Origin of the sequence: Pseudomonas sp. H26/SER47-MNA-CIBAN-0231 (genome assembly GCF_040310465.1) — a bacterium.
GTDB lineage: Bacteria > Pseudomonadota > Gammaproteobacteria > Pseudomonadales > Pseudomonadaceae > Aquipseudomonas > Aquipseudomonas atacamensis.
Genome location: NZ_JBEOPW010000011.1, coordinates 158957 through 177393 on the forward strand (window position 1 = coordinate 158957; position 18437 = coordinate 177393).

Genomic DNA, 18437 nt, shown 5'->3' on the forward strand with positions numbered 1-18437 from the left:
GTCAGGCAACCTGATTCAGATCGTTATTGCGCGTCTCCTTCAAACAGAGCACCGCAATCAGACTCAACACCGCCGCCGCCGACACATACCCGCCGACATAGCTCAACCCACCCATCGCCACCAGTTTCTGCGCAAAGAACGGCGCCGCCGAGGCCCCGACGATCCCGCCCAGGTTGTACGCCGCTGAAGCGCCGGTATAACGCACGTGGGTTGGAAACAGCTCAGGCAACAGCGCGCCCATCGGTGCGAATGTCACGCCCATCAAAAACAGCTCGATGCACAGAAACAGCGCCACGCCCCAGGTCGAGCCCTGCGTCAGCAACGGTTCCATCAGGAATCCGGACAGAATCGCCAGCACACCACCGATGATCAGCACCGGTTTGCGCCCGTAACGGTCGCTGGCCCAAGCGGATAATGGCGTCGCTGCAGCCATGAACAACACAGCAAAGCACAGCAGGCCGAGGAACGTTTCGCGGCTATAACCCAGCGTGGCCACGCCGTAGCTCAGGGAAAACACCGTCGAGATATAGAACAGCGCATAGCACACCACCATCGCCGCCGCCCCGAGCAGGGTCGGCGCCCAGTATTGGCTGAACAACTCCACCAGCGGCACTTTCACTCGCTCCTGACGGGCGATCGCATTGGCGAACACTGGCGTTTCATGCAATTTCAGGCGCACATACAGGCCGACCATCACCAGCGCCGCGCTGAGCAGAAACGGAATGCGCCAGCCCCAGCTGCGGAACTGTTCATCATCCAGCGTCATCGCCAGGGCCAGGAACAGACCGTTGGCCGCAAGAAAACCAATCGATGGGCCGAGCTGCGGGAACATGCCGAACCAGGCGCGTTTGCCCTTCGGCGCGTTTTCCGTGGCCAGCAGCGCCGCACCGCCCCATTCGCCGCCAAGGCCCAGGCCCTGACCGAAACGCAGCACGCACAGCAGAATCGGCGCCCAGGCCCCAATGCTGTCGTAGCCCGGCAACACGCCAATCAAGGTGGTGCACACGCCCATCAACAGCAGCGAGGCGACCAGCGTCGATTTGCGCCCGATGCGGTCGCCGAAGTGGCCAAATAGTGCCGAACCCAGTGGTCGGGCGAGGAAGGCAATGCCGAAAGTAAGAAACGCCGAAAGCATCTGCGCCGTGCCGGAGGTCTGCGGAAAGAACACCGGCCCGATCACCAGCGCCGCAGCAGTGGCATAAACGTAGAAGTCGTAGAACTCGATGGCGGTGCCGATGAAGCTTGCCGTGGCCACGCGGGTGGCGGAATTGGTCGGCTGGGCAGGCGCGGTTTCGCTGTAAGCGGTATGGGTCGTCATGCGGTGATCCCTGACAGTCATGAGCTCCAGTGGAGCGAATTATTATGGTCGAACACCCAGGGATGTGGGGTAGGGCGCGAGCGCTGTTTCGAGTAGGAACAGTCGTCGGTTTGCAGCGGAAACAGTCAGGATCCGGGCAGTGCCGGGTAAGCACAGGGATCGACGGCGCTTGGGTAAGCGCCTCGATTATAGGAAGGGGGCTAACGATCAAACAAGCGCAAACAATGCAGCTTTATCGAGCAGGCACCAGAGCAGGCACCGATGAGGTCAGCCAGATCAGCACCTTGCTCACCCGGTTCTCTTCGGTCTCGAGGATTTCCAGTCGATAACGCCCGATCTTCAGGCACACCGCGCTTTCCGGAATGGTTTCCAGCGCTTCGGTGACCAGGCCGTTGAGTGTCTTCGGCCCGTCGCTCGGCAGGTGCCAGCCCAGGCACTTGTTCAGGTCGCGGATCGATGCGGCGCCATCGATCACCATACGCCCGTCGGCCTGGGGATGGATGTGCGGGTTGTCGAGGCTGTGCTCGCTTTCGAATTCGCCGACGATCTCTTCGAGAATGTCTTCAAGGGTGACGATGCCCAGCACTTCGCCGTATTCATCGACGACCATGCCGAGGCGGCGTTGCTGCTTGTGGAAGTTCAGCAGTTGCAGTTGCAGCGGCGTGCTTTCCGGGACGAAGTAGGGCTCGTAGCTGGCGGCCAGCAGTGCCTCGCGGGTCAATCCACCGTTGCTCAGCAAATGGCCGATCTGGCGGGTGTTGAGCACCGCTTCGACCTGATTGATGTCGCTGTGAAACACCGGCAGACGCGTGCGCTTGTTCTCGCGCAGTTGCTCGATGATCTCTTCGATCGAATCGTCGAGGTTGATGCCGTCGACATCACTGCGCGGCACCAGAATGTCATTGACCGTGATGTTGTCCAGCGCATGAATGCCCGATACCGGATGGCTGCGGACCGGATGCTCGTGATCCTCATCGTGATCGGTCGGCAACTCGTCCTCGCTCTGTTGCACCACCTGAGCCTTGCGCGTGAACGGGGTTATCAACAAAGCGCTGACCCGGCTGAACAGCCACGCGAACGGGTAGACGATTTTCATCGGCACGGTCAGCAGGGCATTGCCGAACGCCAGCACAGCGTCGGGATAGCGCCGAGCCACTGTGCGCGGGAAATAATCAGCGAACACCAACAGGATGCCACCGGCGCCAAGGCAGGCCGCCCACGGGCCGTTTTCTTCGCAGAGGAAAATCGCCAGCAGCGTCGCGATGATCACTGCGAGGGCGCGGCACAGGGTGTTGCAGAGGATCAGGCTGTCGAGCGGGAAGCTCAGCTTCGCCAGCGGTTTATCGCTGGCGCGCGAGGCGATACGTTGCGCGAGCAAGTGTTGCTGCGCGATTTCGACGGCGGTAAACAGCCCTGACCATAAAATCAGCAGGACAAATACCGCGAGCATCGGCCCTATGGGCAAACCGTCCATTTATGCCGCCCGTCAGATGTGCAGAATGTATTCACGAACCAGTTTGCTGCCGAAGTACGCCAGCATCAGCAGGCAGAAACCGGCGAGGGTCCAGCGAATCGCCTTGTGGCCGCGCCAGCCCAGACGGTTGCGGCCCCACAACAGCACGCTGAAGACGATCCATGCCAAACAGGCCAGCAAGGTCTTGTGCACCAGATGCTGAGCGAACAGGTTCTCGACGAACAGCCAGCCGGAAATCAGCGACAGCGACAGCAGCGTCCAGCCGGCCCAGAGAAAGCCGAACAGCAGGCTTTCCATGGTTTGCAGGGGCGGGAAGTTCTTGATCAGCCCGGACGGGTGCTTGTGCTTGAGCTGATGGTCCTGAACCAGCAGCAGCAACGCCTGGAACACGGCGATGGTGAACATGCCGTAGGCGAGGATCGACAATAGAATGTGCGCGAGGATGCCCGGCTCTTCATCGATGATCTGCACCGTGCCGGTCGGCGCGAACTGCGCCAGCAATACCGTGATCGCGCCCAGAGGGAACAACAGCACCAGCAGGTTTTCCACCGGGATCCGCGAACAGGCCAGCAGAGTCAGGGCAATCACCGCAGCGGCAATCAGGCTGGACGCACTGAAAAAGTCCAGGCCAAGGCCGATCGGGGTCAATAGATGTGTAAGCAGGCTGGCGCCGTGGGCAAGCACGGCGAAGACGCCGAGGCTGACCAGCAGGCGCTTGTTCGCCTTGGCGCCGGTGGCCAGGCGGGTGCTTTGATAGACGGTCGCAGCGGCATAGAGCAGGGCGGCGGCGAGGGTGGTCAGCAAACTGGGTGACAAGGGGAGCATAAATCCTGTTAGGCGAGCCCGAAAGGCGCTGAGTTTGGCATAGAACCGCCACGGCACGAAAGACTCCGCAAGCTGACGGCGAGGTGTCCGCCGGCCGCAGTCTTCGCTATAATCCGCGACCTGCCCACGCCGCAGGCTCGCCGAGCACATGTTGATTCCGGTCTGGGCCGCCATTATCCCGGTTCGTACAGGGCCTGAAAGGATCGCGCAATGTTTGAAAACTTAACCGACCGTCTCTCGCAGACGCTGCGCCATGTCACCGGCAAGGCCAAGCTGACCGAGGACAATATCAAAGACACCCTGCGTGAAGTGCGCATGGCGTTGCTCGAAGCTGACGTCGCACTGCCGGTGGTCAAGGACTTCGTCAATTCGGTCAAGGAGCGCGCTGTCGGCACCGAGGTGTCGCGCAGTCTGACGCCGGGCCAGGCGTTCGTGAAGATCGTCCAGGCCGAACTCGAAAGCCTGATGGGGGCGGCCAACGAAGACCTCAACCTGAGCGCTGTTCCGCCAGCCGTGATTCTGATGGCCGGTCTGCAGGGCGCGGGTAAAACCACCACCGCCGGCAAACTGGCGCGCTTCCTTAAAGAGCGCAAGAAGAAGTCGGTCATGGTTGTTTCGGCGGACATCTACCGTCCGGCGGCGATCAAGCAGCTGGAAACCCTGGCCAACGACATCGGCGTGACGTTCTTCCCGTCCGACCTGAGCCAGAAGCCGGTCGACATCGCCAACGCAGCTATTAAAGAAGCCAAACTGAAATTCATCGACGTGGTCATCGTCGACACCGCCGGTCGTCTGCACATCGACGAAGAGATGATGGGCGAGATCAAGGCGCTGCACGCCGCGATCAACCCGGTCGAAACCCTGTTCGTGGTCGACGCCATGACCGGTCAGGACGCCGCCAACACGGCCAAGGCCTTTGGCGATGCGCTGCCGTTGACCGGTGTGATCCTGACCAAGGTCGACGGCGACGCCCGTGGCGGTGCCGCGCTGTCGGTGCGCGCCATTACCGGCAAGCCGATCAAGTTCATCGGTATGGGCGAGAAGAGCGAAGCGCTCGATCCGTTCCACCCTGAGCGTATCGCCTCGCGGATCCTCGGCATGGGCGACGTGCTCAGCCTGATCGAGCAGGCCGAAGCGACGCTGGACAAGGACAAGGCCGACAAACTGGCCAAGAAGCTGAAGAAGGGCAAGGGCTTCGACCTCGAAGACTTCCGCGATCAGCTGCAACAAATGAAGAACATGGGCGGCCTCGGCGGGCTCATGGACAAACTGCCGAGCATCGGCGGCGTCAACCTGTCGCAGATGGGCAATGCCCAGAACGCCGCAGAGAAGCAGTTCAAGCAGATGGAAGCCATCATCAATTCCATGACCCCGGCCGAGCGCCGCGACCCTGAGCTGATCAGCGGTTCGCGCAAGCGCCGGATCGCCATGGGTTCCGGCACGCAGGTGCAGGACATCGGCCGCTTGATCAAGCAGCACAAGCAGATGCAGAAGATGATGAAGAAATTCACCGCCAAGGGCGGTATGGCAAAAATGATGCGCGGCATGGGCGGTATGTTGCCCGGCGGCGGCATGCCGAAGATGTAAAGACTTCGCCGGTCGTCGCACCGGCGCAGACCCTGCAAGGACGCAGGATCAACAGCAAACCCGCACTCGGCGGGAGCTGACTGGCCGTTTTTATCGACGGCTCTCTATGCAAATCTGCACGGCATGCCATGGGCGCCGGAAAAAGTCATTTGCAAAAGTCCGGATATTCCTTAGAATATGCGGCCTTTCGGGCACCCATGCCCGCTGTGCATTTAGATTTGCAGCACCGACTACAGGAACGATGTTCACATGCTAACAATCCGTCTTGCCCTTGGCGGCTCCAAAAAGCGCCCGTTTTACCACCTGACCGTAACCGACTCGCGTAACCCGCGTGACGGCTCCCACAAAGAACAGGTTGGTTTCTTCAACCCTGTTGCCCGTGGTCAGGAAATCCGTCTGTCCGTGAACCAAGAGCGCGTTGCCTACTGGCTGAGCGTTGGTGCACAACCTTCTGAGCGCGTTGCTCAGTTGTTGAAGGAATCTGCCAAGGCTGCGGCCTGAGCAATATGAACGCGACGCCAGCCCCTGCCGATGATTTGATCGTTATTGGCAAAATTTATTCTGTTCATGGCGTTCGCGGCGAAGTGAAGGTTTATTCCTTTACTGATCCGACTGAAAACCTGTTGCAGTACAAAACCTGGACGCTCAAGCGCGAAGGCAATGTCAAACAGGTCGAGCTGGTCAGTGGACGCGGGAGCGACAAGTTCCTGGTCGCCAAGCTCAAGGGTCTCGATGATCGTGAAGAAGCTCGTCTTCTGGCCGGTTATGAGATCTGCGTGCCGCGCAACCTGTTCGCTGAATTGACCGAAGGCGAGTACTACTGGTACCAGCTGGAAGGTCTGAAGGTCATCGATACCCTTGGGCAACTGCTCGGGAAAATCGATCATCTTCTGGAAACCGGCGCCAATGATGTAATGGTCGTCAAGCCTTGCGCTGGCAGCCTGGATGATCGCGAACGCCTGTTGCCCTATACGGAGCAATGCGTGTTGGCCGTCGACCTGGAAGCGGGCGAGATGAAGGTGGATTGGGACGCGGACTTCTGAACGTGGCTAACTTGCGCGTAGAAGTGATCAGTTTGTTTCCCGAGATGTTTTCCGCCATTGGCGATTACGGCATCACCAGTCGTGCGGTCAAACAGGGGCTCTTGCAGCTGACCTGTTGGAATCCGCGAGATTACACGACGGATCGGCATCACACTGTGGACGATCGCCCGTTTGGCGGTGGTCCGGGCATGGTGATGAAGATCAAGCCCCTGGAAGATGCGCTGGCTCAGGCCAAGGCAGCAGCCGGGGAGGCGGCGAAGGTGATTTACCTGTCCCCCCAAGGCCGTCAACTGACTCAGTCGGCGGTACGCGAGCTGGCACAATCGGATGCATTGATCCTGATTGCCGGCCGCTACGAAGGCATTGACGAGCGCTTTATTGAGGCTCATGTCGATGAAGAGTGGTCGATTGGCGACTATGTACTGTCTGGCGGCGAGCTGCCGGCCATGGTCCTGATCGATGCGGTTACACGACTGCTGCCTGGAGCTTTAGGGCATGCGGATTCCGCTGAGGAAGATTCCTTTACGGATGGTCTGCTGGATTGCCCGCACTACACCCGACCGGAGGTGTATGCGGATCAGCGTGTTCCCGACGTGTTGCTGAGTGGCAATCACGCGCATATCCGGCGTTGGCGTTTACAGCAGTCCCTTGGTCGGACCTATGAACGACGCGCCGATCTTCTGGAAAGCCGCTCGCTTTCTGGAGAAGAGAAGAAGCTGCTCGAGGAATACATCCGCGAGCGGGACGATAGTTAACAACGTATCGATGGTAGATCGAACGATTTACCTTAGGAGCACAGCATGACCAACAAAATCATCCTTGCACTCGAAGCAGAGCAGATGACCAAAGAAATCCCTACCTTCGCCCCAGGCGACACTATTGTCGTTCAGGTGAAAGTGAAGGAAGGCGATCGTTCCCGTCTGCAAGCGTTCGAAGGCGTTGTAATCGCCAAGCGTAACCGCGGCGTGAACAGTGCGTTCACCGTTCGTAAAATCTCCAACGGTGTTGGCGTAGAACGTACTTTCCAGACCTACTCCCCGCAGATCGACAGCATGGCTGTTAAACGTCGCGGTGACGTACGTAAAGCCAAGCTGTACTACCTGCGCGACCTGTCGGGTAAAGCAGCACGCATCAAGGAAAAACTGGCTTAAGCCCAGCTTCCGATGCAGAAAAAAGCAGCCTACGGGCTGCTTTTTTGTTGCCCGGGATTTGTGCTGCAAAGATCTTCAGTCTGTCCGTGACCCAGTCGCGGCCTTCGCGAGCAGGCTCGCTCCCACAGGAATACAGTGGGAGCGAGCCTGCTAGCGAATCGATCCATCAGGCGCTGGAACCTTGCGGTTGAATCAACGCCAGCAACGTCCACCCAGCTCCCGGCTTCAACGCCGTTTCCGGCGTCACCACATGCACCCAGCCGCTGTCATCACGCATGAACAGCAGCGTCGCGCGATTGCCGTGCAGCGCTTGGTAATCCTCCCAGCCAAACCCATCCGTCAAGGTTGTGCTGTACAGCTCGGCACCCTGGCCCATCTGGCCGGCCAGTTTCGAATAGGTCAGTGCCTCACTGCCCAACTGATTGCCCCGGTGTTCCAGGCTCGCCCGATGTTTATCGCTGCGGCGGCTTTCATGGCCGCTGGCCAGACCGAACAGGCGCTGATGACCGAAGTCATGACGAAAGCGCATCGCCGCCAGTGTGTTCAGCTCGCCTGACGGTGACAGCGCCAGCAAATGCCCCAACCCCACCAGATCCAGATGCGCGTCGGCATGCTGCGACGCCGGGTTGCCGAAATAGGTCGGCAAGCCTTCCATGCGTGCCGCGCGGATATTCTCCCAGCTCGAATCGGTCAGCAGCACGCGGCTGCCCAGCTGTTGCAGCGACTTGCCCAATTCCCGGGCCGGGCCATTGGCTCCAACGATCAGAAAACCGCTCGGCGCCGGTTCGGCGACCTTTAACAGCCGTGCCAGCGGTCGCGCCGTTGCGCTTTGCAAAACCACGGTGCCGATGATTACCGCAAAGGTCAGCGGCACCAGGAGCAGGGCGCCTTCATGTCCGGATTCATCCAGGCGAATCGCGAAAATCGCCGAGACAGCCGCAGCGACGATCCCGCGCGGCGCGATCCAGCACAGCAGCGCCCGTTCACGCCAGCTCAGACTGGAACCGGCGGTGCTGAGCAAAACATTCAACGGACGGGCGATCAGCTGGATCACCAACAGCAGAATCAACACCAGCGGTCCCAGACCAAGCAAAGCGTTCAGGTCCAGGCGCGCCGCGAGCAGGATGAACAGCCCGGAAATCAGCAATACGCTGAGGTTTTCCTTGAAGTGCAGGATGTGCCGCACGTCCACGCCTTTCATGTTGGCCAGCCACATGCCCATCAGGGTCACCGCCAGCAGTCCGGACTCATGCATCACCTGGTTGGCACCGATGAAGATCGCCAGCACGGCTGCCAGGGAGGCCAGGTTATGCAGGTATTCCGGCAGCCACTGACGCCGGATCACCGTCCCCAGCAGCCAACCCCCGACGACACCAAACACGGTGCCGCAGAGAATCACCCCGCCGAAGGTGAAGAGGCTTTGCTTGAGGCCATGGCCTTCAGCGCTGGCGATGATGAAGCTGTACACCACGACGGCGAGCAGAGCGCCGATCGGATCGATGACGATGCCTTCCCAGCGCAGGATGTTGGCAATCGAAGCTTTTGGCCGCACCACCCGCAGCATCGGCACGATTACGGTCGGACCGGTGACCAGCGTCAGGCTGCCAAACAGAATCGCCAGCATCCAGTCGAAGCCCAGCAGAAAGTGCGTGGCGACCGCGATGACGATCCAGGTCGAGATCGCACCGAGGGTCACCAGGCGATGGACGACGCTGCCGATCTCTTTCCATTCCGACAGGTGCAGGGTCAGGCTGCCTTCAAACAGGATCAGCGCCACTGCCAGCGACACCAGTGGCATCAGCAGCGGGCCGAACATTTCCTGCGGGTCGAGCCAACCCAGCACCGGGCCGGCCAGAATGCCGGTCAGCAGCAGAAACAGAATGGCCGGCAGCTTCAGGCGCCATGCCAGCCACTGACAACCCAGCGCGGCCGCGCCGATCCCGCCAAATGCCAAGAGAATTTGCTGCTCGTTCATTGATGCTCCCTGTTCCTTGATCTGGCTGGCTATGAAAGACTAGCGGCCATTCCCGTCGTTCACTGTCTATTTGCGCGCAGTGTTAAAAACTGCCTGCCCCGAGCACCCATGCCTGCCATCGACCATCCGCTGATTGATCAATTCCTCGACGCTTTATGGCTGGAGAAAGGCCTGTCCGACAACACCCGCGACGCCTATCGCAGTGACCTCGCACTGTTCAACGGCTGGTTGCAGGAGAAAAATCTCGAGTTGATCAATGCCGGCCGCGAATTGATCCTCGATCATCTGGCGTGGCGGCTGGAGCAAAACTACAAGCCGCGCTCCACCGCGAGATTTCTCTCCGGGGTGCGTGGCTTTTATCGCTATCTGTTGCGGGAAAAACTGATCAGCGTCGACCCGACGTTGCGCGTCGACATGCCGCAACTGGGGCGGCCGTTGCCCAAATCGCTGTCGGAAGCCGATGTCGAAGCGCTGCTCAAGGCGCCGGATCTGAGCGAAGCCATCGGCCAGCGCGACCGCGCGATGCTGGAAGTGCTGTACGCCTGTGGCCTACGGGTGACCGAACTGATCAGCCTGACGCTGGAGCAGGTCAACCTGCGCCAGGGCGTATTGCGGGTGATGGGCAAGGGCAGCAAGGAGCGTCTGGTGCCGATGGGCGAGGAGGCGATTGTGTGGGTCGAGCGCTATATGCGTGATGGTCGTGGCGAGTTGCTCGGTGGCCGCCCCAGCGATGTGCTGTTCCCCAGTCAGCGCGGCGAGCAGATGACCCGGCAGACGTTCTGGCATCGGATCAAGCATCAGGCCAAGGTCGCCGGGATCAACAAGTCGCTGTCGCCGCACACCTTGCGCCACGCGTTCGCCACACACCTGCTCAACCATGGCGCGGACTTGCGCGTGGTGCAGATGCTGCTCGGCCACAGCGACCTGTCTACGACGCAGATATATACCCATGTCGCCCGCGCCCGATTGCAGGATCTGCACGCCAAACACCACCCTCGCGGCTGACACATCCCATAATGTTGAAACACTGACCTGTGGCGAGGGGATTTATCCCCGTTCGGCTGCGCAGCAGTCGCAAACCCGGCTGGCTCGATTTTGACTGAAAGATCGCGGTGGATGGTTTAGGACTGCTTCGCAACCCATCGGGGATAAATTCCCTCGCCACAATAATGTGTGTCAGCCACATGTGGTTGTGGGTCAGTTGTACAAGCATGAAGATGTGTCAGTTGCACATGAGTGTGTGGCGACAGGCGCATTCGGCCCTCGTGACCTTATGTGTTAGGCTTTGCCGGTTTGCACGATGGACGGTTATGACCCGGTGTTTCGCACGGGCGTTCTGACCGTTTCATTGGCCCGCCCTCAGGAGTACTCATGCGTCTGACCCAGATTTTCGCTGCCGCCGCCATTGCGTTGGTGAGCACCTTTGCCGTCGCCGACGACGCGGCTGACAAAGCCATTCGTCAAAGCCTGGAAAAACTCGAACTCGAGGTTCCGGTCGAAAGCATCAGTGCCAGCCCGTTGCCTGGCATGTACGAAGTCAAACTCAAAGGCAGCCGCGTGCTGTACGCCAGCGCCGATGGCCAGTACATCGTGCAGGGCAACCTGTATCAGCTGGCGAATGGCAAACCGGTCAACCTGACCGAGAAGACCGAACGCCTGGGCATTTCCAAACTGATCAATGCCATCCCGGTGGCCGAAACCGTTGTCTACCCGGCCGTGGGCGAGACCAAATCGCACATCACCGTGTTCACCGACACCACCTGTCCGTACTGCCACAAACTGCATGCCGAAGTGCCCGAGCTGAACAAGCGCGGCATCGAAGTGCGCTACGTGGCGTTCCCGCGCCAGGGCCTGAATTCGCCGGGTGACGAGCAGCTGCAAGCAGTGTGGTGCTCGAAAGACAAGAAAGCCGCCATGGACAAAATGGTCGATGGCAAGGAAATCAAGGCCGCCAAGTGCGATAACCCGGTTTCCAAGCAATTCGCCCTCGGTCAGTCGATCGGCGTGAACGGTACACCGGCCATCGTTTTGGCCGACGGCCAGGTCATTCCGGGCTACCAGCCGGCGCCACAAGTCGCCAAACTGGCGCTGGGCGCGAAGTAATTCGCATCGTCACGGGCAACCGTTGACGATCGTGGTCCGGCGGCAACAGCGCCGGGCCATCAACAGAGAGCCGCGAGCACGCGGTTGTTTTCCGGCCGACCCTGTGTCGGCCGTTTCATGGGGAGTTCACAGTGAATCCGGTCAAAGTAGGCATCTGTGGGTTAGGGACCGTCGGTGGCGGTACCTTCAACGTACTTCAGCGCAACGCCGAGGAAATTGCTCGTCGTGCCGGGCGTGGAATCGAAGTGGCACAAATTGCCACGCGCACGCCAAAGCCTCAGTTCCAGACGACCGGTATTGCGATTACCAACGATGTCTTCGAAGTGGCCACGAACCCTGAGATCGACATCGTCATAGAGCTGATGGGCGGCTACACCGTTGCCCGCGAGCTGGTACTCAAGGCCATCGAGAATGGCAAGCATGTGGTCACCGCGAACAAGGCGCTGATAGCCGTTCACGGTAATGAGATTTTCGCCAAGGCACGCGAGAAAGGCGTGATCGTGGCATTCGAAGCAGCGGTGGCCGGTGGCATTCCGGTGATCAAGGCGATCCGCGAAGGCCTGTCCGCCAACCGCATCAACTGGGTTGCCGGGATCATCAACGGCACCGGCAACTTCATCCTCACCGAAATGCGCGAGAAGGGCCGTACGTTTGAAGACGTACTCGCCGAAGCGCAAGCGCTGGGTTACGCCGAAGCCGACCCGACCTTCGACGTCGAAGGCATCGATGCCGCGCACAAGCTGACCATTCTGGCGTCGATTGCCTTCGGCATTCCGCTGCAATTCGACAAGGCTTACACCGAAGGCATCACCAAACTGACCACCGCCGACGTCAACTACGCCGAAGCGCTGGGCTATCGCATCAAGCACTTGGGTGTGGCGCGCAGCACTGACGCCGGCATCGAGTTGCGCGTGCACCCGACGCTGATTCCGGCCGATCGCCTGATCGCCAACGTCAACGGCGTGATGAACGCAGTGATGGTCAATGGCGACGCCGCCGGTTCGACGCTGTTCTACGGTGCCGGCGCTGGCATGGAGCCGACCGCTTCGTCGGTGATCGCCGATCTGGTCGACGTGGTTCGCGCGATGACTTCCGACCCGGAAAACCGTGTGCCGCACCTGGCCTTCCAGCCGGACTCGCTATCGGCCCATCCGATCCTGCCGATCGAAGCCTGCGAAAGCGCTTACTACCTGCGCATTCACGCCAAGGATCATCCGGGCGTACTGGCGCAGGTGGCGAGCATCCTGTCGGAGCGCGGCATCAATATCGAATCGATCATGCAGAAGGAAGTCGAAGAGCATGACGGCCTGGTGCCGATGATCCTGCTGACCCACCGCGTGGTCGAGCAGCGCATCAACGATGCGATCACCGCGCTGGAAGCACTGGCTGGCGTTGACGGCCCGGTTGTACGGATCCGTGTCGAACATTTGAACTAAAAAGCAGCGGCAAGCTTCGAGCGGCAAGTGGCAAGAGAGAAGCAGTCTGGCTTTTACTTGCGACTTGCAGCTTGCAGCTTGCAGCTCAAACCGAAGGTTTGAAAAAAATGCGATATATCAGTACTCGCGGCCAGGCCCCGGCCCTGAATTTTGAAGAGGTCCTGCTGGCCGGTCTGGCGACCGATGGCGGTCTGTACGTCCCGGAAAACCTGCCACGTTTTACTCAGGAAGAGATCGCTTCCTGGGCTGGCCTGCCGTATCACGAACTGGCCTTCCGGGTGATGCGCCCGTTTGTCACCGGCAGCATTCCGGATGCCGATTTCAAGAAGATTCTCGAAGAAACCTACGGTGTGTTCGCCCACAGCGCCGTGGCGCCACTGCGTCAGTTGAACGGTAATGAATGGGTGCTTGAGCTGTTCCACGGCCCGACCCTGGCGTTCAAGGACTTCGCCCTGCAACTGCTCGGTCGTCTGCTCGATTACGTGCTGGAAAAGCGCGGCGAGCGCGTGGTGATTGTCGGTGCCACCTCTGGTGACACCGGTTCTGCGGCCATCGAAGGCTGCAAGCACTGCGAAAACGTCGACATCTTCATCCTGCACCCGCATCAGCGCGTATCGGAAGTGCAGCGTCGGCAGATGACAACGATCTTCGGCGAGAACATCCACAACATCGCCATCGAAGGCAACTTCGATGACTGCCAGGAAATGGTCAAGAACAGCTTCGCCGACCAGAGCTTCCTCAAAGGCACACGTCTGGTGGCGGTGAACTCGATCAACTGGGCGCGGATCATGGCCCAGATCGTTTACTACTTCCATGCGTCCCTGCAGTTGGGCGGTCCGGCGCGTTCGGTGTCGTTCTCGGTACCGACCGGTAACTTCGGCGACATCTTCGCCGGTTACCTGGCGCGCAACATGGGCCTGCCGATCAACCAGTTGATCGTCGCGACCAACCGCAACGACATCCTGCACCGCTTCATGAGCGGCAACCAGTACGTCAAGGAAACCCTGCACGCAACGCTGTCGCCGTCGATGGACATCATGGTCTCGTCGAACTTCGAGCGCCTGCTGTTCGACCTGCACGGGCGTAACGGTGCGGCGATTGCCGGCCTGATGGACTCGTTCAAAAAGGACGGCAGTTTCAGCGTCGAGCAAGAGCGCTGGACCGAAGCACGCAAGCTGTTCGATTCGCTGGCGGTGGACGATGCGCAGACCTGCGAAACCATCGCCGACATCTACGAGCAAACCGGTGAGGTGCTCGACCCGCACACTGCCATCGGTGTGAAAGCCGCGCGCGAATGCCGTCGCAGCCTGGATATTCCGATGGTCATTCTGGGTACTGCCCATCCGGTCAAGTTTCCTGAGGCAGTGGAGAAAGCGGGTGTAGGAAAAGCGCTCGAACTACCTGCACATCTTTCTGATTTGTTTGAGCGAAACGAGCGCTGCACGGTTCTGCCAAACGACCTGAAAGCCGTGCAAGCCTTTGTCAGCCAGCATGGCAACCGCGGCAAGCCGCTCTAAGCCAGTAAAAGCTGTCACATTTTGAAGCCCGTCTCCTGACGGGCTTTTTTGTTTTCGCTGCCACACTGCTCGGGTTTTCACCCACGAAGGACGGGTGAGTCGATCACGAAGGAAATGGCAATGCTGTTTTACAGAGGTTTGAAACCGGCACTGGGCTGGTTGTTTTTGTTGGCGGTGCTGGGGTGGACACACAGCGGCATGGCAGCGCAAATGGCACTCGATCAGGCCAATGCGTCAGCCAGTGTCCAGGCTATCGAGCTGGATGCGCACGAGCAGCAATGGATACGTGACAACCCCAGAGTGACGGTGGCATCGGTGCAATATCCGTTGTACCTGTTTCAGGACGAACATGGCCAGTGGAGCGGTCTGAACAACGATGTGCTCAAGCGCGTCAGCGCAATGACCGGCCTGCAATTCGAGCACCAGGAATCGTTTTCTACCGACCATATGCTCGATCGCCTGCAAAGCGGGGTCGCGGACATCAGTACGACCTTGGCCATGAGTGATGATCGCAAGGCGTTTCTCGATTTCAGTCATGCTTTTGGAGGGGCAGGCTGGGTGTTTGTCGGACATGCCAATACCCCGCGGGTGGAGTCTTTCGAGCAACTGGCCAAGCGTGTTCTGGTGCTGCCCGCCCGTCATGCCCTGGAGGATGCGATTCGGCGCGATTATCCGTCGATTGAAATACGCTCGGTGAAAACCTACGCCGAAGCGCGGGCGCTGGTCGAGAGCGGTGAAGCCTACGCAACCATCGAAAACGAAATCGGCGCGCAGCTCTATCCGTTGGGCATGCTCAAGGTCGGTGCCCTGGTAGAGGGCAAGTGGGAAGCCGATCATCTGGCTGTACGAAAAGGCATGCCGCAACTACTGAGTATTCTCAACAAGGCGCTGGAAGCGTTCCCTGCGGCGGAGTTGCGGGCGATGCGTCTCAAGTGGCTGGCAGGCGTTTCGCCGCCGCCCGTGCCCTCCGTCTGGGAACGGCTGGTCGAGTGGGCATGTTGGGCGATGGGGGTAATCGGCGTTTTCGGAATGCTGTCGCTGGTGTGGAACAGGCGTCTGGCAGCCGTAATCAAGCTGCGCTGCGCAGCGGAAAAGGAGCTGGGTGATCAACTGGCCTTTCAGCACGCCCTGATCGATTCGATGCCGGATCCGGTGTTTGTCCGTGATCTGCACGGGCGCTTGATCATCTGCAATCGCAGTTACGAGGAAGCACTGTCGGTGCGCCTGGACCAGATGCAGGGGCGCCTGCTGATCGAAGTCGATGCGTTTCCGGAAACCACTGCGCGGATGCTGCACGATGAATTCATCGCCCAGTTGCAGACCCGCAAGTCGCGCTTCAGCAAACGACAGCTGCTGTTCAAGGGCGGGTCTCGCGAGGTGTATCAGTGGACCGTGCCGTTTTACAGCGGTGACGGTAAATTGCGCGGCCTGTTGGGTGGCTGGACCGATATCACTCAGCGCAGGACCGAGAGCGGGTGTCGCTGTCTGCCGTAAAGAAGGGAAATGTCCTGCAAGACGCGGCTACTTTTCTGATGGGAGGCTTAAGACGCCTGCCCTAGAGTGAACGACAACTGCGGTGAGAGTCCGCGATGATCGCTCCAGAGGTCGCCCATGCGCTCGCTTAAAGTCCTGATTCTTGAACCCAACCCGTTCCAGCTGATGGCATTGCATCAAATGCTCAATGCCATCGGCATCTACGATGTATTGACCGCGCCTTCGCTGGCGTCAGCCTTGAGTTCACTGGGGCATCGCGGCGCGGTCGATATCGCCATTTGCGATCCGCAGCTCAAAGGTGGCGATGGGCTGGCTTTGATTCATCACCTGGCGGCGCACCATGAGGCGCGTGCCCTGATTCTGCTGGGCTCGGTCGCGCAGAGTCTGATGAGTGATCTGGAGCCGCTGCTCCGCCAGCAACGCCTGCGCCTGCTGGGACGGCTGCAAACGCCGGTTTCGGCGGTGTTGATGAGAGGTCTGCTGGACAGTTATCTGATCACCCCGCACGAGCTCATCGAGGCCTGAAACCGGCGAATATTTTTCTGTCATCTTCGCCGTGCATGCTCTGTCAGACGCGGAGCCGCAAGGTCGGGACGCGACAGGCAGAACTTTCTTCTCGGGCCGGTGGTCATTTAATGTGAACACGCCCCAGGCACTGTGTTTTCGGACTATTGAGTGGAGATCGAGATGGAAAGTATCAGTCTATTGCTCGGTGAGGCTCTGAGCCCGTATCAGGTGACGCTGACCCCTCGCGGCAGCCATGGTGAATGTCTGGTGACGCTGAAGAACAGCAGCGGCGCCATTGTGGTGGAACGCGAATTCAATCAGGCCCAGTTGAGCGACAAGCGCTTGCTGACCGACGTGGTGGACGGCCTGCACCGTGACGTGATGATCGCCGAAGGGCGGCTGGAACCCTGCGTCATTGCGGCGTTGCGCAATGCAGCTCTGGACAAGCGTCCGGCCCTGTAAAGATGAAATATTTTTTGTGGGAACCTTCCTGCATCCCTGTCAGTCAGAGCCCATAACAGCAGGATCAAGCATTGTGCTCCGGTGCTTGTCGCTTGCTGCTACGGGTCTCGAAGCAGACCCCGTTTAACCCCGAGTTGTCTCCCCACTTCTCGGGGTTTCTTTTGCCCGGCGTTTGCGCAGTGCGCGGCTTGTTGCTTGAAAAACCGAAGCACCCGGCGCTGCTCAGATGGCCCCGTCTTCACGCAGCCGAGCGATTTGCGCCGCGTCGTAGCCCAGATCGCCAAGCACCTGCGCATTGTGTTCGCCAAGCTGCGGTCCGACCCACTCGGAGGACCCCGGCGTTTCCGACAGCTTCGGCACGATGCCGGGCATCTTGAAGTCCTTGCCGTCCGGCAGCTTGGCATGCAGGAACATCTCCCGCGCCAGGTATTGCGGATCGTTGAACATGTCCTCGGCGCTGAAGATCCGGCTGACCGGTACGTCGGCCTGATTGAGCAAGTCGAGAACGGTCTGCAGCGGTAAGGAATTGACCCAGCGATCAATCACGCCATACAACTCGTCCCGGCGACTGTCACGCCCGTCGTTACTGGCCAGCAGTGGGTCGTTGGCAAGATCTTCGCGGCCAATCACGAGCATGAAGCGTTTGAAGATTGCATCACCATTGGCGCCGATCTGTACATGCTTGCCGTCGGCGCTGGTGTGGATCGAAGAGGGCGTGATGCCCGGCATGATGTTGCCGCTGCGCTCGCGGATGAAACCGAACACGTCGAACTCCGGCACCATGCTTTCCATCATCGCGAAGATAGCTTCATACAGCGCAACGTCGACCACTTGGCCCAGCCCGCCGTTGACCTCGCGATGACGCAGCGCCATCAGCGCACCGATCACGCCCCACAGCGCGGCAATCGAATCACCGATGGAAATCCCGGTACGCACCGGTGGCCGGTCTTCGAAACCGGTGATGTACCGCAGGCCGCCCATGGATTCGCCGACCGCGCCGAAACCTGGCTGGTCCTTCATCGGCCCGGTCTGACCAAAACCGGAGAGGCGCACCATCACCAGTTTCGGGTTCAGGGCGTGCAGGGTTTCCCAGCTCAGACCGAGTTTTTCCAAGACGCCGGGGCGGAAATTCTCGATGAGGATGTCGGCTTCGCCCAGCAGTTGTTTCAGGATCGCCAAACCGTCGGGGTGTTTCAGATTGAGGGTCAGCGACTTCTTGTTGCGCGCCTGGACGAACCACCACAACGAGGTGCCTTCGTACAACTTGCGCCACTTGCGCAGGGGATCGCCGCCGTCCGGCGATTCGATCTTGATCACCTCGGCGCCGAATTCGCCGCAAATGCGCGAGGCAAACGGCCCGGCGATCAGCGTACCCAATTCAATGACTTTCAGACCCGAGAGCGGTTTGCTGGTGAACGGCATGCGAAATCCTGTAGGACAAGGCTGAACGGATACAGGGTTTTAACATAGCCGGCTGTCAGACGCCGCAGCTGGATTGCCATCAATTCGATGATTGCCTGCGGCATCGGTTAGACTTGCCGACTT

The 18437-nt window shown here is 59.7% G+C and carries 17 protein-coding genes; 12 read left to right on the forward strand and 5 right to left on the reverse strand.

Annotation, left to right across the window (positions count from 1 at the left end):
• Position 1 precedes the first annotated feature (1 nt).
• The 3 genes from AAEZ10_RS17945 to AAEZ10_RS17955 form a co-directional block, all read right to left on the reverse strand.
• Complete coding sequence (locus AAEZ10_RS17945) at positions 2 to 1318, reverse strand: MFS transporter (RefSeq protein ID WP_071174485.1); 1317 nt, start codon at positions 1316 to 1318, stop codon at positions 2 to 4.
• A gap of 232 nt (positions 1319 to 1550) precedes the next feature.
• Entirely contained in the window at positions 1551 to 2792 is a 1242-nt protein-coding gene (locus tag AAEZ10_RS17950) for a CNNM domain-containing protein (RefSeq protein ID WP_207809054.1), read from the reverse strand.
• A 12-nt stretch (positions 2793 to 2804) separates the two neighbouring features.
• Positions 2805 to 3617, reverse strand: a complete 813-nt coding sequence (locus AAEZ10_RS17955; RefSeq protein ID WP_016771539.1) for a cytochrome C assembly family protein — start codon at positions 3615 to 3617, stop codon at positions 2805 to 2807.
• Positions 3618 to 3827: 210 nt separating this feature from the next.
• On the opposite strand from AAEZ10_RS17955, the gene ffh reads away from it, so the two are divergent.
• From ffh to rplS, 5 genes are all read left to right on the forward strand, one after another.
• Positions 3828 to 5204 (forward strand): signal recognition particle protein, encoded by a 1377-nt coding sequence (ffh, locus tag AAEZ10_RS17960; protein ID WP_007967791.1) that lies wholly within the window; start codon positions 3828 to 3830, stop codon positions 5202 to 5204.
• A gap of 249 nt (positions 5205 to 5453) precedes the next feature.
• Positions 5454 to 5705 (forward strand): 30S ribosomal protein S16, encoded by a 252-nt coding sequence (gene rpsP, locus AAEZ10_RS17965; RefSeq protein WP_003185073.1) that lies wholly within the window; start codon positions 5454 to 5456, stop codon positions 5703 to 5705.
• Between the two features lie 5 nt (positions 5706 to 5710).
• Entirely contained in the window at positions 5711 to 6247 is a 537-nt protein-coding gene (gene rimM, locus AAEZ10_RS17970) for a ribosome maturation factor RimM (protein ID WP_016771538.1), read from the forward strand.
• Positions 6248 to 6249: 2 nt separating this feature from the next.
• Positions 6250 to 7002, forward strand: a complete 753-nt coding sequence (gene trmD / locus AAEZ10_RS17975) for a tRNA (guanosine(37)-N1)-methyltransferase TrmD (RefSeq protein ID WP_038860625.1) — start codon at positions 6250 to 6252, stop codon at positions 7000 to 7002.
• A 45-nt stretch (positions 7003 to 7047) separates the two neighbouring features.
• Positions 7048 to 7398, forward strand: a complete 351-nt coding sequence (gene rplS / locus AAEZ10_RS17980; protein ID WP_003175895.1) for a 50S ribosomal protein L19 — start codon at positions 7048 to 7050, stop codon at positions 7396 to 7398.
• A gap of 166 nt (positions 7399 to 7564) precedes the next feature.
• Here the strand turns inward: rplS and AAEZ10_RS17985 are convergent, their stop codons facing one another.
• Positions 7565 to 9373 (reverse strand): cation:proton antiporter, encoded by a 1809-nt coding sequence (locus tag AAEZ10_RS17985; protein ID WP_016771536.1) that lies wholly within the window; start codon positions 9371 to 9373, stop codon positions 7565 to 7567.
• Positions 9374 to 9481: 108 nt separating this feature from the next.
• Here AAEZ10_RS17985 and xerD point away from each other — a divergent pair, with 108 nt between their 5' ends.
• The 7 genes from xerD (at position 9482) to AAEZ10_RS18020 (ending at position 16892) form a co-directional block, all read left to right on the forward strand.
• A complete protein-coding gene (gene xerD, locus AAEZ10_RS17990) occupies positions 9482 to 10378 on the forward strand; it encodes a site-specific tyrosine recombinase XerD (RefSeq protein ID WP_273528282.1) in 897 nt (298 codons plus the stop codon).
• A gap of 366 nt (positions 10379 to 10744) precedes the next feature.
• The gene (gene dsbC / locus AAEZ10_RS17995) at positions 10745 to 11476 is read left to right on the forward strand and encodes a bifunctional protein-disulfide isomerase/oxidoreductase DsbC (protein ID WP_016771534.1); all 732 of its coding nucleotides are present in this window, start codon (positions 10745 to 10747) and stop codon (positions 11474 to 11476) included.
• Positions 11477 to 11607: 131 nt separating this feature from the next.
• Positions 11608 to 12912, forward strand: coding sequence for a homoserine dehydrogenase (locus AAEZ10_RS18000; RefSeq protein ID WP_024011722.1), 1305 nt, complete (start codon positions 11608 to 11610; stop codon positions 12910 to 12912).
• Positions 12913 to 13019: 107 nt separating this feature from the next.
• Entirely contained in the window at positions 13020 to 14429 is a 1410-nt protein-coding gene (thrC, locus tag AAEZ10_RS18005) for a threonine synthase (RefSeq protein ID WP_110646993.1), read from the forward strand.
• A 120-nt stretch (positions 14430 to 14549) separates the two neighbouring features.
• The gene (locus AAEZ10_RS18010; protein WP_110600197.1) at positions 14550 to 15923 is read left to right on the forward strand and encodes a transporter substrate-binding domain-containing protein; all 1374 of its coding nucleotides are present in this window, start codon (positions 14550 to 14552) and stop codon (positions 15921 to 15923) included.
• Between the two features lie 117 nt (positions 15924 to 16040).
• Positions 16041 to 16448 carry a response regulator gene (locus AAEZ10_RS18015; protein ID WP_110646994.1) on the forward strand — a complete coding sequence of 136 codons (408 nt, stop codon included), beginning with the start codon at positions 16041 to 16043 and terminating at the stop codon, positions 16446 to 16448.
• Positions 16449 to 16610: 162 nt separating this feature from the next.
• Positions 16611 to 16892 carry a DUF3509 domain-containing protein gene (locus AAEZ10_RS18020; protein ID WP_016771530.1) on the forward strand — a complete coding sequence of 94 codons (282 nt, stop codon included), beginning with the start codon at positions 16611 to 16613 and terminating at the stop codon, positions 16890 to 16892.
• 222 nt (positions 16893 to 17114) lie between these two features.
• Here AAEZ10_RS18020 and AAEZ10_RS18025 read toward each other — a convergent pair whose 3' ends face one another.
• Positions 17115 to 18314, reverse strand: a complete 1200-nt coding sequence (locus AAEZ10_RS18025) for a CaiB/BaiF CoA transferase family protein (protein WP_024011725.1) — start codon at positions 18312 to 18314, stop codon at positions 17115 to 17117.
• Between the last annotated feature and the right edge of the window lie 123 nt (positions 18315 to 18437).

What these genes read in the sequence shown, in the direction of transcription:
- AAEZ10_RS18010 (WP_110600197.1), top strand. Translation starts at nt 14,550, where the DNA reads ATGCTGTTTTACAGAGGTTTGAAACCGGCACTGGGCTGGTTGTTTTTG.
- rpsP (WP_003185073.1), top strand. Translation starts at nt 5,454, where the DNA reads ATGCTAACAATCCGTCTTGCCCTTGGCGGCTCCAAAAAGCGCCCGTTT.
- AAEZ10_RS18025 (WP_024011725.1), bottom strand. Translation starts at nt 18,314, where the DNA reads ATGCCGTTCACCAGCAAACCGCTCTCGGGTCTGAAAGTCATTGAATTG.
- AAEZ10_RS17950 (WP_207809054.1), bottom strand. Translation starts at nt 2,792, where the DNA reads ATGGACGGTTTGCCCATAGGGCCGATGCTCGCGGTATTTGTCCTGCTG.
- rimM (WP_016771538.1), top strand. Translation starts at nt 5,711, where the DNA reads ATGAACGCGACGCCAGCCCCTGCCGATGATTTGATCGTTATTGGCAAA.
- thrC (WP_110646993.1), top strand. Translation starts at nt 13,020, where the DNA reads ATGCGATATATCAGTACTCGCGGCCAGGCCCCGGCCCTGAATTTTGAA.
- AAEZ10_RS17955 (WP_016771539.1), bottom strand. Translation starts at nt 3,617, where the DNA reads ATGCTCCCCTTGTCACCCAGTTTGCTGACCACCCTCGCCGCCGCCCTG.
- AAEZ10_RS17945 (WP_071174485.1), bottom strand. Translation starts at nt 1,318, where the DNA reads ATGACGACCCATACCGCTTACAGCGAAACCGCGCCTGCCCAGCCGACC.
- dsbC (WP_016771534.1), top strand. Translation starts at nt 10,745, where the DNA reads ATGCGTCTGACCCAGATTTTCGCTGCCGCCGCCATTGCGTTGGTGAGC.
- AAEZ10_RS18020 (WP_016771530.1), top strand. Translation starts at nt 16,611, where the DNA reads ATGGAAAGTATCAGTCTATTGCTCGGTGAGGCTCTGAGCCCGTATCAG.
- rplS (WP_003175895.1), top strand. Translation starts at nt 7,048, where the DNA reads ATGACCAACAAAATCATCCTTGCACTCGAAGCAGAGCAGATGACCAAA.
- xerD (WP_273528282.1), top strand. Translation starts at nt 9,482, where the DNA reads ATGCCTGCCATCGACCATCCGCTGATTGATCAATTCCTCGACGCTTTA.
- AAEZ10_RS17985 (WP_016771536.1), bottom strand. Translation starts at nt 9,373, where the DNA reads ATGAACGAGCAGCAAATTCTCTTGGCATTTGGCGGGATCGGCGCGGCC.
- AAEZ10_RS18015 (WP_110646994.1), top strand. Translation starts at nt 16,041, where the DNA reads ATGCGCTCGCTTAAAGTCCTGATTCTTGAACCCAACCCGTTCCAGCTG.
- ffh (WP_007967791.1), top strand. Translation starts at nt 3,828, where the DNA reads ATGTTTGAAAACTTAACCGACCGTCTCTCGCAGACGCTGCGCCATGTC.